The 14180-nt window shown below is 50.5% G+C and carries 7 protein-coding genes, 1 rRNA gene and 1 pseudogene; 8 read left to right on the top strand and 1 reads right to left on the bottom strand.

Features of this window, described 5'->3' with window-relative positions; translation table 11 throughout:
- The 6 genes from rrf to DW083_RS16700 all read left to right on the top strand — a co-directional run.
- Positions 1-103 (top strand): 5S ribosomal RNA (gene rrf / locus DW083_RS16725); the annotation flags it as partial.
- 297 nt (positions 104-400) lie between these two features.
- Entirely contained in the window at positions 401-1570 is a 1170-nt protein-coding gene (locus DW083_RS16720) for an efflux RND transporter periplasmic adaptor subunit (protein ID WP_115499449.1), read from the top strand.
- Positions 1567-6048, top strand: coding sequence for a multidrug efflux RND transporter permease subunit (locus DW083_RS16715; protein ID WP_122333164.1), 4482 nt, complete (start codon positions 1567-1569; stop codon positions 6046-6048). The genes DW083_RS16720 and DW083_RS16715 overlap by 4 nt, the downstream gene beginning before the upstream one ends.
- 98 nt (positions 6049-6146) lie before the next feature.
- On the top strand, positions 6147-7079 hold the full coding sequence (gene metA / locus DW083_RS16710) for a homoserine O-succinyltransferase (RefSeq protein WP_122333163.1): 933 nt from the start codon (positions 6147-6149) through the stop codon (positions 7077-7079).
- On the top strand, positions 7076-8908 hold the full coding sequence (locus DW083_RS16705) for a U32 family peptidase (RefSeq protein ID WP_122333162.1): 1833 nt from the start codon (positions 7076-7078) through the stop codon (positions 8906-8908). The genes metA and DW083_RS16705 overlap by 4 nt, the downstream gene beginning before the upstream one ends.
- Before the next feature lie 40 nt (positions 8909-8948).
- Positions 8949-9743, top strand: a complete 795-nt coding sequence (locus DW083_RS16700) for a peptidylprolyl isomerase (protein ID WP_233552254.1) — start codon at positions 8949-8951, stop codon at positions 9741-9743.
- Here the strand turns inward: DW083_RS16700 and DW083_RS16695 are convergent.
- Positions 9724-10203 (bottom strand): WbuC family cupin fold metalloprotein, encoded by a 480-nt coding sequence (locus DW083_RS16695; protein WP_122333160.1) that lies wholly within the window; start codon positions 10201-10203, stop codon positions 9724-9726. The two genes, DW083_RS16700 and DW083_RS16695, sit on opposite strands and share 20 nt — an antisense overlap.
- A 96-nt stretch (positions 10204-10299) precedes the next feature.
- On the opposite strand from DW083_RS16695, the pseudogene DW083_RS16690 reads away from it, so the two are divergent.
- Positions 10300-13034 (top strand): annotated as a pseudogene (locus tag DW083_RS16690) (substrate-binding domain-containing protein).
- 187 nt (positions 13035-13221) lie between these two features.
- Positions 13222-14091 (top strand): carbohydrate kinase, encoded by an 870-nt coding sequence (locus DW083_RS16685; protein WP_370039303.1) that lies wholly within the window; start codon positions 13222-13224, stop codon positions 14089-14091.
- Positions 14092-14180 lie beyond the last annotated feature (89 nt).

Here is a 14180-nt window from a genome sequence, read left to right as displayed (position 1 = left end):
TTATAGCGTTGGGGATCCACCTCTTCCCATTCCGAACAGAGAAGTTAAGCCCAACCACGTCGATGGTACTGCGTAAAAGTGGGAGAGTAGATAGCCGCCGTTTTAAAAGTAAGCATATGCTGAAAAGAATGAAGGAATCAGTCGAAAGATTGGTTCCTTTTTCTGTTTATAGAAGTTAGCAAGTATGATTTTGAACTTTCTTTTGTGGATATTGTAGAATAATTCTACAATCGAGTTTAGTTGTGCTGGTAACGGACTCTTTTATTGTAATGTTATTGTGTTAATAATTAGCTATGTAATGTTTTTTAACGCCTTAATCGCAACAATGGTACGATTATTTCATTCTTATTTTAGAGATAGACGTATAGTAAGTTGAATAGTGAATTATAGATATTAGAAGATGGTAGGAGAAAGATTGGTTAAAGGGGCTGTGTCTTTACTGGCCTTAATGGTATTAACAACGGGATGTCGGCATAAGGATGAGCCTTTTAAACCACTTGTCATAGTGGATAAACCGGCGAAGGAAGATGTACAGATTTTTGGTGAATACGTGGGGCGCATCCGTGCTGCCCGCTTTGTGGAGGTACATGCCCGTGTAGAAGGTTATCTGGAAAAGATGTTGTTTGTAGAGGGGAAAGAAGTGACACAGAATGAGCCTCTTTTTATTATTAATTCGGCTCTTTATAAAGCTAAGGTGGAAAAAGCCAAAGCCCAGCTAAAGAAAAACGAAGCGCAGGCGGCAAAGGCTAAACGTGATGTGGAGCGTTTACAACCCTTGTATGAACAGCATGCTGCCAGCCAGTTGGATCTGGATAATGCATTGGCTTCCTTAGGAGATGCAGAAGCCAATATCGCAATGAGCAAGGCGGATCTGGACCAGGCGCAACTTGAATTGAGTTATACGACGGTCACATCTCCGTTAGCCGGATATATAAGTGAGCGTTTTGTCGATGTGGGTGCTTTGGTTGGACCTGGTGTTAACTCTAAGTTGGCGGCTGTTGTGAAAAGTGATACAGTGTTGGTCGACTTCAAGATGACAGCTTTAGACTATCTGCGTGCCGAACGTCGTAACGTCAAGTTCGGTGAGCAGGATTCTACCCGTTCCTGGCAGCCGACCGTGACTGTTACCTTAGCGGATGATTCCGAATATCCGGTGAAAGGTATTGTCGATTTTGCCGATCCGATCGTCGATCCGCAAACCGGAACCTTCGGTGTTCGTGCCGAACTTCCTAATCCGAACCGGAAGCTCCTTCCCGGTCAGTTTACCAAGGTCAAATTATTGTTGGATGTCCGCGAACGTGCTATTGTTGTACCCCGTAAAGCGATTTCTATCGAAAAGGGAGGAGCTTTTATCTATGTGGTCCGCCGGGATAACGTTGCAGAGAAACGCTTTGTACAGACAGGGCCGGAAATCGGTAATAATATTGTTATAGAACGTGGTTTGGGAGAGAATGAAAAAGTCGTAATCGAAGGCTATCATAAGTTAGTCCCCGGAATGTTGGTACAACCGATACAGGCCGGTGACGATAAAGCGATTGAAGCATTAAGAGCAGAGGAGGAAGGAGAATGAAACCGGGATTCTTTATAGACCGCCCCGTTTTCTCGACAGTACTTTCATTGGTGATCGTTATTGTCGGGGTAATCGGATTGGTGATGTTGCCGGTGGATCAGTATCCGCAGATCACACCGCCGGTAGTGAAGATTAGTGCGACTTATCCGGGAGCAAGTGCCATGACCGTTTCACAAGCAGTTGCCACTCCTATCGAACAAGAGTTGAACGGTACGCCGGGAATGATTTATATGCAGAGTAGCAGCTCCAATTCCGGAGGTTTGACTATTACTGTAACCTTTGATGTGAATGCCAACCCTGATCTTTCGGCAGTGGAAATCCAGAACCGTGTGAAGCTGGCCGAATCCCGTTTGCCGGTCGACGTTGTTCAGAACGGTATTACGGTAGAGAAACAATCCGCCAGCCAGTTAATGACACTTAGCTTGCTTTCTGACGATCCCCGTTTCGATGAAATATACTTGAGTAACTTTGCTACTATCAACGTATTGGATGTCCTTCGCCGTATTCCCGGTGTAGGTCGCGTCTCGAATATCGGTAGCCGTTACTATGGCATGCAGATTTGGGTGTATCCGGACAGGCTTGCCAATATGGGCCTGACAGTGAAGGATCTGCAGAATGCTTTGAAAGAACAAAACAGTGAATCCGCAGCTGGCGAGCTTGGTAAACAGCCCGTCTTGGATGTCGATATAACATTGCCGGTTACAGCCCGGGGGCGTCTCTCTACGGTCAAGGAGTTTGAGGATATTGTTGTGCGTGCCAATCCCGACGGTTCGATCGTCCGCATCCGTGATGTGGCACGTGTGTCGTTGGAGGCTTCTTCCTATTCGACTGAGAGCGGATTGAATGGAAAGAATGCGGCTATCCTCGGTATTTATATGCTGCCGGGAGCGAATGCCCTGGATGTAGCAAAGAATATCAAGGACGCCATGAAGGAAATCAGCCAGAATTTCCCGGAAGGGCTGGAGTACAAGTTTCCCTTCGATGCAACCGAATATATTTCCCAATCTATACATGAGGTCTATAAGACTTTGTTCGAAGCGTTGTTTCTTGTTGTCCTGGTTGTCTTCCTGTCCCTGCAGAACTGGCGCGCTGCATTGATTCCTACGATAGCCGTACCCATCTCTCTGATCGGGACATTCGGTTTCATGCTGATAATGGGCTTCTCGCTCAATATGCTGACACTGTTAGGTTTGATCCTGGCAATCGGTATAGTGGTTGACGATGCGATCGTTGTCGTCGAGAATGTGGAACGCTTGATGAATGAAGAACACCTGACCGCACGGGAGGCGACACATAAGGCTATGCGCGAATTGTCGGGTGCCTTGATCGCAACTTCTATGGTGTTGGCAGCTGTCTTTGTTCCCGTTAGCTTCCTGAGTGGAATCACCGGAGCTTTGTACCGTCAGTTTTCAGTCACTATCGTGGTCTCTGTTTTGCTGTCGACAGTCGTGGCATTGACGTTGAGTCCGGCTATGTGTGCTATTATCTTGCGGCCGAGCAAGAAGAAAAAGAATATTGTCTTTCGTAAGATCAACATTTGGTTGGGTAAGGGAAACAATAAGTACGGCCATTTGCTGGAAAAGGCTATTACCAATCCAAAGCGCATCCTCGCTGGCTTCGGCATGGTGATTGTCTTTATATTTGTCCTGAACAGGGTGATCCCGACCAGCTTTATTCCGGAAGAAGACCAGGGCTTCTTCACCGTCGAACTGGTCATGCCCGAAGGTGCTACGCTGGAACGTACCCGTAAAGTGACGGACCGCGCTATCGCTTTCCTCGAAAACCTGCCTGCCGTAGCCTATGTGCAGAATGTGACCGGAAGCAGTACCCGTGTCGGTACGTCGCAAAGCCGTTCTACCCTGACGGTTATTCTGAAACCTTGGGAAGAGCGTAAATCCTCCGGCATGGGAGTGGAAGACGTTATGAAGCAATGCCGCAAGGAGTTTCTTTATTATCCCGAGATACTTGCCTATTTGAATCGTCCTCCCGTTATCCCGGGGTTGGGCGAGAGCGGCGGTCTTGAAATGCAGCTCGAAGCACGCGGTGATGCCAGTTGGGAGAACCTCGTGGCAGCGACAGACACATTTATGCTCTATGCCTCGAAAGCGCCCGAACTGACCGGTGTCTCCTCCGCTTTACAGTCGGAGATCCCGCAACTCTACTTCAATGTAGACCGCGATCGTGCCAAGTTCCTCGGCATCCCCCTGACGGATATCTTCTCGACCATGAAGGCCTATTTAGGTTCCGTCTATGTGAACGACTTCAATATGTTCAACCGTATATACAAGGTCTATATCCAGGCCGAAGCCCCTTACCGGGCTACGCGTGAGAATCTGGGCCTCTTTTTTGTCCGTGCGCAGAACGGTTCGATGGTGCCGCTGACCGCTCTCGGAACGACCAGCTACACAACAGGACCGGGTACGATCAAGCGTTTCAATATGTTCACCACTGCCGCCATCAGTGCTGTAGCCGCTCCCGGATACAGCTCCGGTGAAGCGATGGCCGCCATGCAACAGATTGCCCGTGATCACCTGCCAGAGAACATCGGCCTGGAATGGAGTGGACTCTCTTATCAGGAGAAGAAAGCCGGGGGGCAGACGGGATTCGTATTGGCATTGGTTTTCCTTTTCGTCTTCCTCTTTCTTGCCGCGCTGTATGAAAGTTGGATTGTGCCGGTTGCCGTCTTGCTCTCTTTGCCGGTAGCGACCTTGGGTGCTTACTTGGGAATATGGGTGACGGGGCTCCACAATGATGTGTATTTTCAGATCGGTCTGGTGACGTTGATCGGTCTGGCAGCAAAGAATGCAATCCTGATCGTCGAGTTTGCTAAGGTACAGGTCGATAGCGGTGTGGATGTCGTCAAAGCTGCCCTGCATGCTGCGCGGATGCGTTTCCGTCCGATCCTGATGACTTCGCTTGCCTTTGTCCTCGGTATGCTTCCGATGGTGCTTGCGAGTGGTCCCGGTTCCGCTTCCCGTCATAGCATTGGAACAGGTGTATTCTTCGGAATGCTTGTTGCCATTACAATCGGGATTGTTTTGGTTCCTTTCTTCTTTGTCCTTGTGAATAAGATGAAAGGGCAAGTGAGAATGGAACGCATTCTTCGTCGGACCAAGACTCTTCCAGTCTTGTTCGTTGTCTTCATGCTGGCCTTCTCGTCCTGCAAGATCGGGAAGAAGTACGTTCGTCCGGAGCTGGACTTGCCTGCTGAGATTGTGGCAGGAGCTGACACTGCCTCCATCGACGATATTCCCTGGCAGAGCCTCTATGCCGACAGCACTTTGCAGCATCTTATCACCGTTGCTCTTGAAAACAATAAAGATATGAAGATTGCAGCCGCTAAGATCAAAGAGATGATTGCCGCCAAACGTATCACCTTCGCCGACCAGTTTCCTGAGATCGGTGCCCGCATATACGGACAAAAGGAACGCCTGAATTATGGTGGAGACAATCCGAAGCCCGATCCCGAGTTCGGTGCCAAATTGACACTGTCGTGGGAACTGGATCTTTGGGGAAACCTCCGTTGGGCGAATGAGGCAAGGATCGCCGCCTATATGCAGTCTGTCGAGGCTCGTCGTGCCTTGCAGATGACTTTGGTTGCCGAGGTGGCTGCCGCTTACTATCAACTCTGCGCGCTCGACCAGGAGTTGGACATCGTCCGCCATACCCTTGCCGCCCGCCGCGAAGGTCTTCGTCTGGCAAAACTGCGTTTTGAGGGCGGTTTGACCTCTGAGACCTCTTATAGCCAGGCACAGGTGGAGTTGGCGCGTACCGAAACGTTGGTTCCTTCCCTTGAAGGCAAGATCAAGATCAAGGAGAGCGACCTTTCCTTCCTGCTCGGACAGTATGCAGGGGATATCCCCCGCGGATTGCCGTTGCGGGAACAACACTTGCCGGGAACCCTGCCCGTCGGATTGCCTTCTGCCCTGTTGGAACGCCGTCCGGATATGCGGGGGGCCGAACAACGCTTGCGCGAAGCAAACGCAAAGGTCGGCGTTGCCCAGACCGATCTTTTCCCGAAGATCAGCCTCACCGGAAACTTGGGTTTCGAGAGCGAGGAACTGGGTGACTTCATCAAGAGCCCTGCCTGGTTTCTTGCCGGCGACCTTTTGCAGCCTCTTTTTGCAATGGGAAAGAACAAAGCGAAGTTGAAAGCTGCCCGCGCCCGTTACGAACAGGAAGTGTATGCCTACCAGAAGAGTGTCCTCGGCGCTTTCAAGGAAGTCAACAACGCAATCGTCACGATCCGGACTGCCAAAGAGGTGCGCCAGTCTTACGAGAGACTCCTTACCTCCGCCAATACTTATGTAGAGTTGGCGCAACTGCAATACATCAACGGTGTCACCAGCTACATGGACGTTCTCGACGCCCAGCGTGGGCAACTCGACGCTCAGATCAGCCTTAACCGGGCCATGCTCGATGAACTGCTATCGGCGGTGTATTTATATAAAGCGTTAGGAGGCGGATATAATAACTAACGAACTATCTAAGGTAATAAAAGGGCAGATCCATACAGGTCTGCCCTTTTTAAATATTATTCGTATCTTTGTCCTCAACTAACAAACAAGAATCGGATATGCCTTTAAACCTACAGAAGAATTTACCAGCCGTTGAGCTGTTGAAGAAGGAGCACATCTTTGTGATGGACTCTTTGCGTGCATCCGAACAGGACATCCGCCCGCTGAGGGTTGTCGTGCTGAACCTGATGCCGTTGAAGATCACGACGGAAACGGACCTTGTCCGCCTGTTGAGTAATACACCGTTGCAAGTGGAACTCGACTTTATGAAGATAAAAGGGCATACGCCCAAGAATACGCCGATCGAGCACATGCAGGAGTTTTACAAGGACTTCGACGAGATGAAGGGCGATTTCTACGATGGTATGATCATTACGGGAGCCCCGGTGGAACAGATGCCTTTCGAGGAGGTGAGCTATTGGGACGAGGTGACCGAGATATTCGACTGGGCGCGTACGCATGTGACTTCTACTTTATATATCTGTTGGGCGGCGCAGGCGGGGTTGTACCATTTCTATGGCGTGCCTAAGTACGACTTGCCGGCTAAGATGTTCGGCGTGTTCCGTCATACCCTGCGTGAACCGTATGTGCCGATCTTCCGGGGTTTCGACGATGAGTTCTTTGTACCGCACAGCCGGCATACGGAGATACGCCGCGAAGACATCCGCAAAGTGCCTGAACTGACGCTGCTTTCCGAGAGTGAAGAGTCGGGTGTCTATATGGCGATGGCACGCGGAGGACGCGAGTTCTTCATCACCGGACATTCCGAGTATTCGCCCTACACGTTGAACGACGAGTATATGCGTGATGTGAACAAGGGATTGCCGATCTCTGTTCCCCGTAACTATTACCGTAACAATAATCCGGCCCTCGGCCCGGTGGTGCGTTGGCGTGGGCATGCCAATCTGCTGTTCACCAACTGGCTGAACTATTACGTTTACCAGGAAACGCCGTTCCGGATTGAGGATATCGAACGATTAAAGGATTTATGAAACAATCTCCCCGAAGAATAGAACTTCTTTCTCCCGCCAAGGACCTGCAATGCGGTATCGAGGCTATCAATCATGGAGCCGACGCCGTCTATATCGGTGCCCCGAAGTTCGGCGCCCGGGCGGCAGCCGGCAACTCGCCCGAGGATATACGCGAGCTTTGCGAGTATGCGCATCTGTATGGTGCCCGTATTTACGTTACGCTTAACACGATCCTGAAAGAGGAAGAGTTGCAGGAGGCCGAACGGATGATCTGGGACCTTTGGCACGCCGGAACCGATGCCCTGATCGTTCAGGATATGGGGATTACCGGACTGAATCTGCCGCCTATCCCGCTTCATGCCAGTACGCAGACCGATAACCGCACACCGGAGAAGGTGAAGTTTCTCGAGTCGGCCGGCTTCACGCAGGTGGTGCTGGCACGCGAACTCTCGCTGAATGAAATACGCCGGATCTCGGAAGCGGTGACTGTCCCGTTAGAAGTATTCGTGCATGGCGCCCTGTGTGTCAGCTATAGCGGGCAATGTTATCTGAGTGCCGCTTTGAGCGGGCGAAGTGCCAACCGGGGAGAATGCGCCCAGTACTGTCGCCTTCCTTATACAATGGTGGATGCCGCCGGGACGGAGATTGTCAGCAATAAACATCTTCTTTCGCTGAAAGATATGAACCGCGCCGACCAGTTGGAAGCCCTGCTGGATGCCGGCGTCTCTTCGCTGAAGATAGAAGGGCGGCTGAAAGATGTCGCCTACGTTAAGAATATCACGGCTTATTACCGCAAGAAGTTAGACGCTGTCCTGGTACGCCGTCCAGAATATTGCCGGGCTTCCTCCGGGCGGAGCACCTATACTTTCGAGCCGGTAGCCGAAAAGAGCTTTAATCGCGGTTTCACACCTTTCCTTTTAGAGGGACGAACTGCCGATATCACCGCTTTCGATACGCCTAAGTCATTGGGTGAACCTGTCGGAACGGTCAAGGAGATAAAAGGCAATTCGTTCACAGTCGCCGGACTGAAACAGTTGAACAACGGAGACGGACTTGTCTTCTTCAACCGGCGCGGCGAATTGGAAGGATTCCGCGTAAACCGAGTAGAGGCAAACCGGGTTTTCCCGTTGGAGATGCCCGTGTTGCAGCCGAAGACCCCACTTTACCGTAACTTCGACCAGGCTTTCGAGAAAGAGCTTGCCAAGCCTTCTGCAGAACGGCGGTTGTCCGTGCGGATCGAGTTCTTAGACAATCCTTTCGGCTTTACGCTCTGCATGGAGGATGAGACAGGTGCCCGCATCATGCTGACCCAACCGTTTGAGAAAGAACCGGCACGCCGTGACCAGCAAGACAATATCCGTACGCAGCTTTCCAAGCTCGGGAATACGCCTTTCGAGGCATCCGAAGTGACGGTGAGTATGTCCGAAAACTGGTTTGTCCCTTCTTCCCTGTTAGCGGATATGCGCCGGGCGGGAGTAGAGAAGCTGTTGGAAGCCCGCCGTGTGCGTTATCCGCGTGAGCTTGTCCGTCGTGTGCAGCCGGCGGAGGTTGTGCCTTTCCCAGAGCGGCAGTTAAGCTATTTAGGAAATGTCGCCAACGGGAAAGCCCGCTCTTTCTATCAGGATCATGGTGTGGAACAGGTGGAGGCTGCCTTTGAACTGGCCCCCCGGAAGGATGTACCGTTGATGTTCACCAAACACTGCCTGCGCTACAGCATGGGCTGGTGTCCTACTTATCAGAAGAAAAGTTCTCCTTACCGTGAGCCCTATTATCTTCTTTATAAAGAGACTCGTCTCAGGCTGCACTTTGACTGCAAACGCTGTCAGATGCAGGTGTTTCAGGAATTATGAATTGTGAATTAAGAGTTATGAGAAAACAATTGCTTTTACTTTGTGTGGCTTTGTTAGCTTGGTATCGTGTGCGGAAAAGCCGCTGGACCCGAATAAGCCGGTTTACGTGACGGTTAGTACTTCTATGGGCGATGTGACTGTCCTGCTGTATGACGATACGCCCCTTCACCGTGATAACTTCATCAAACTTTGCCAGTCCGGCGAGTACAAAGGGATGCTGTTCCATCGTATCATCAAGGACTTTGTCGTGCAAGGCGGCGATCCGGAGAGCAAAGCGCATGAGCCGGGTGTCCTTTATGGCGACGGTGATGGCGGCTATACGGTTCCGGCCGAGATATTGCCGAACCATTTCAACAAACGCGGCGCCCTGATTGATGCCAAGGAGACCGACGATGTGAACATCGAGCGCGCTTCTGCCGGAACGCAGTTCTGCTTCGTGCAGGGAAAGAAGCTGACGGATGAAGAGCTGGCGCAGAAAGAAGCCCGCATCAACGAGATACGCCGTAACTGGCTGTTTTATACTTTCCAGGACAGATTAAAGAAACAAGAGCCCGCTCTGGCTGCCGACTCGATGAAGGCGGAGTTGGAGAACCGCGCACTTGTCCTGCTGGAAGATACCCTCGATGTGCTGGGTTATTACACGATCCCTGCCGATCGGCGCGAGATATACAAGACAGTCGGAGGCGTTCCGCACCTGGACGGTTCGGTTACGATCTTCGGCGAAGTGGTGGACGGCTTCGATATTGTCGAGAAAATGTCGCTTGTCAAGACGGATAAGAACGACCGCCCTTTGAAAGACGTGATGATAAGATCGACTAAAGTGTTCCAGAAATAGCCTTTGTCAATATCTCCATATATGCCCTTACCGCTTCTGCCTCTTCCGGAGCCGGGCTCCAGGGTGCAAAATGATCCGCAGCGAGCGGGGCGAAAGGACCTTCCTTGATCTCATAGATAACAGAACCGGATTCCAGGACCAGGAGGCTGTGCCAGGTTCCGGCCTTTATTTCCGCGCCATATACTCCTTCTTTGGGGTCGAGTATCTGCATCCTGCTGATATTTCCATCGTTCTCGAAAAGGAATACGGCTACCCGGCCGCGAAGCAAAAGGAATATCTCGTCCTTGTCGGGGTCGAGGTGGCGGTGCGGCCTTATGTAAGTGCCCGGTTCCAGTGCATTAAGCATCCGGTTGACGGGGTCGTCCAAGCGTTCATGGAAATTATGGTTCATACGCAGGCGGGGCGATTGCTTCGCCCGCTCGGTCGTTTCGTTCAGTAAAGCTTCGTTTATGAGTATCATGTGAATAATTGATTTCCGGACTGCTAATGTACGAAATAATTATTGGCTGGTACGCCATTTCTACGTACATTTGCACAAACCTGTAAACAAAAAACAATGAGACAAGCTCTTACTTATTACGTTTTGTTGCTCTTGCTTCTGGCATTCTGCTTTTCCTGCAGGACAGAGCCGAAGGAGAAGAAATACGTTATCGGCGTCTCGCAGTGTACGCTCGAAGGTTCGTGGCGCAGGTCTATGTTGCTGGATATGAAGGTACAGGCTTCCGAATATCCGAACCTTTCCCTGTTGGTCGAGGATGCTGCGGACAGTAGTTTGTTGCAGGTGGAGCAGATCCGCAGCCTGGTCAAACGGAAAGTGGACCTGCTGATAATTTCAGCGAACGAATCTGAACCTATAACTCCTGCCGCCATAGAGGCCTATCGCGCCGGCATTCCGACTATTCTGGTAGACCGGAAGATCGATTCGGATGAATATACGACTTATATCGGTGGTAATAATTATGAGATCGGACGCCTGGCTGGTTTCTTCGTGAACCGGCTGGTGAGAGATCAGTGCCCGACTGTCCTGGAAATATTAGGCTTGAAAGGCTCTTCGCCGGCAAAAGACCGGCATCGGGGATTTCATGATGTCCTGGACCCTCGTATCAAGGTGAGGGAGATATACGGAAAGTGGAGGCCGGAAGTCGTAGAACAGAAAATTGCAGAGTTGGATTCTTTGGAAGAGGTGGATGTCGTGTTTGCCCACAACGATGTGATGGCTTTGTCTGCCCGCAAGGCTGTAGGCGATAGGGACCCCGAACTGATGAAACGGATTCGCTTTATGGGGATAGACGCCATGTCGGGACGGGGTTCCGGTCTGGAAGCTGTCGCTCACGGCGAATTGGCGGCTTCTATCCTTTATCCGACAGGCGGAAGCCTGGCTATCCGTATTGCCATGCAAATCCTGAACGGCCAGGAAGTAGCCCGCGAATATATATTATCTTCCGCTTTAATCGACAAAGAGAATGCCGGGACGTTGTTCATACAATCGGAGCAGGTGGTGGACTACCAGCACCAGATCGAGCAGCAACGGGATAACCTGGAAAAGATGCTCTCCAAATATACGTTCTTGCAGAATTCCGTCGGGATCATTCTTTTGCTGATGGGCTTGCTGCTTTTGTTAGCTCTTTATGTCATTCATGTTTACAGGTCGGTACGTCGGAAGAACCGGGAACTGAAACGTACGAACCTGCAGGTCGAGCAGCAAAAGGAAGAGCTGGCCGAGGCGAATCGCTACATCGAAAAGTCCACAACGCAGAAACTACAGTTCTTTACGAATATAACGCATGAGATTAAAACGCCGCTGACGCTGATATTAGGGCCGCTCGGCAAACTGTCGAAAGAGGCGCCCGAAGGTTCTCCGCTGGCAGATGACCTCCGCATTATCCGGAAAAACGCCGAACGCCTGAAGAGGGTGGTGGACCAGTTGCTCGACTTCCGGAAGGTGGAAAGCAACAAGATGAATATGCGTGTTTGCGAGGTCGACATGGTCGCTTTTGTTGCCGAGGTGAAGTCTTGCTTCGATACGATGGCGGCCGGGAAGCAGGTGCGGTTTACTTTTGAACACGACTGCCCTTCTGTCATGCTTTGGGTGGATCGGGACAAGATGGAAAAGATTCTCGCAAACCTGCTGTCCAATGCTTTCAAGTTTACGCTGGATGGCGGGGCAATCACGATCCGTCTTGCCGATAAAGGCGACCGGGTGGAGCTTTCCGTCGAGGATAACGGGAAAGGGATTCCGCCTGAAAACCTAACTTCCGTATTCGACCGTTTCTTTACGGGCGACCAGAATTATGTGACTGGTACGGGGATCGGCCTGCATCTGACGCGTGAGTTTGTCCATATGCATAAAGGGACGATCCGTGTTGCGAGCACGCCGCTTGTGAGTACGGTCTTTACAGTCAGCCTGCCGAAGGGGAAATCCCATTTCGATGATGAGTACTGCACGTTCGATCCTTCCGTGACAGAGCTTTCCAGTGGTGTTGCTAATCTGAATACGGACGAAGTGCAGGAAACGTTGCGGCGCATCTACGATTACACGCTTCTGATCGTGGAAGACGATCCCGACATTCAAAGCTATCTGGTGGCAGAACTGAAACAGAACTTCCATGTGCTGGTAGCCGATAACGGCGTGAAAGCATTGGGAATCCTGATGAATGAAGAAGTATCGCTGGTCGTCAGCGATGTGATGATGCCGGAGATGAACGGCTTCGACCTTTGCCGCAGGATCAAGTCGGATATTGTCCTGAGCCATATCCCGGTTATTTTGCTGACTGCCCTTTCCGACGACAAACAGCAGATGTATGGTATTGCGGGCGGTGCGGACGATTATATCCGGAAGCCGTTTAATATAGAAGTCGTCAAACTGCGTATTATCAAACTGCTCGAAGAGCGTGCCCGCTTACGTGAGGCATATGCACATGATGCCTCTTCACCGGCTGTATCTGTGAAAGAGGAAAAGGCGGAAAGCATGGACGACCTCTTTATGAGCCGTTTCCTGAAACTGATCGAGGAATCATATGTCGATCCGGATTTTAGCATTGAGAAGGGCAGCGAGAAGTTAGGGCTGTCGCGCGTCCATCTCTACCGGAAAGTGAAAGAGCTTGCCGGAGTGACGCCAACCGATTTCCTCCGTAACTACAGATTGAAGAAAGCGGCTGCCATGCTTCGCCGGAAAGCCGGAAATGTGAATGAGGTGGCCTACGCGACCGGCTTCGGTTCGCCCGCCTATTTCTCGAAATGTTTTAGGCGGTGTATAATATTACACCGACGGAATACCTGGAAAAGGAATGATACTTCCTCATTCGATAACGCTCGTTACATTCATGTAACATCCGTATAAGATACTTGGAAATAAAAGCTTTATGTAACGAGCGTTATCAATCTTGTAGCATCTGTTATCGTTGTATCCGTAATCTGTCCCTACATTTGCATCGTGAACAACGAGATTATCCTTGTCAATTAATCTATAATGAAACAGATGCAAAGCAACAACAAGAAACCGGTCGTAGTAGGTATAGGAGAGCTCCTTTGGGATATGCTTCCTACGGGGAAGAAAGCAGGCGGTGCTCCTATTAATTTCGTTTACCATGCTTCACGTTTAGGTGCGGAAGGATATGCTATCAGTGCAGTGGGAGACGACGAACTGGGGCATGAAATCTTGAAAGAACTGGATAATAACTCTATTCAGTATCTGATCGAGAAGGTCCCTTATCCGACCGGAACCGTACAGGTTACTTTGCAGAACGGGATTCCCGACTATGTGATTAATGAACGTGTAGCCTGGGACCACCTTTCACCGACATCGAATGCGATCGATCTGGCTGAACGGGCAGACGCCATTTGCTTCGGTACATTAGGACAACGCTCGGCACAGTCGAGAGAGACGATACAGGCGATCCTTTCTTTTGCACCGGATGAGGCTTACCGCTGTTTCGATATTAATTTGCGCCAGCATTATTATACGAAGGAGTTGATAGAAGAATCGCTCTATCTGGCGAATGTGTTTAAGATTAATGATGCAGAGCTGGCTGTCCTCAGGGATATGTTTCGTTTGGAAGGTACAGACAAGGAAGTGGCGAAGTGGTTCATCGAGCGTTACAACCTCCGTATGTTGGTGTTGACAGCCGGAGCTTCGTATAGTACGATCTATACCGTAAAGGAAGAATCTACTTTGCAAACGCCGGAAGTTCAGGTGGCCGATACGGTCGGAGCAGGTGATGCTTTTTCGGGAGCGCTGATCATCTCGCTGCTGAAAGGGGCTTCATTGAAAGATGCACATGAGTTTGCAGTCAAGACTGCCGCTTATGTTTGCACGAAAGAAGGCGCATGGCCGGCTTATGAAAAGTAATTAATTGGGAAAATATATAATTTGGTAGATTAAGTTTTTAGGTAAAAAGATTGTTTAGTTAATTGGATGCCTTAACTCGTAGTATAACA

The sequence above is a fragment of the Parabacteroides sp. AF48-14 genome (genome assembly GCF_003477465.1).
Lineage (GTDB): Bacteria > Bacteroidota > Bacteroidia > Bacteroidales > Tannerellaceae > Parabacteroides > Parabacteroides acidifaciens.
Note: the sequence above shows the minus strand (reverse complement) of the source record. Positions and strands in the feature narration are given on the sequence as shown.

Coding starts and splice junctions, on each gene's coding strand:
- DW083_RS16705 (WP_122333162.1), top strand. CDS start 7,076: ATGAAACAATCTCCCCGAAGAATAGAACTTCTTTCTCCCGCCAAGGAC.
- DW083_RS16720 (WP_115499449.1), top strand. CDS start 401: ATGGTAGGAGAAAGATTGGTTAAAGGGGCTGTGTCTTTACTGGCCTTA.
- DW083_RS16695 (WP_122333160.1), bottom strand. CDS start 10,203: ATGATACTCATAAACGAAGCTTTACTGAACGAAACGACCGAGCGGGCG.
- metA (WP_122333163.1), top strand. CDS start 6,147: ATGCCTTTAAACCTACAGAAGAATTTACCAGCCGTTGAGCTGTTGAAG.
- DW083_RS16715 (WP_122333164.1), top strand. CDS start 1,567: ATGAAACCGGGATTCTTTATAGACCGCCCCGTTTTCTCGACAGTACTT.
- DW083_RS16685 (WP_370039303.1), top strand. CDS start 13,222: ATGCAAAGCAACAACAAGAAACCGGTCGTAGTAGGTATAGGAGAGCTC.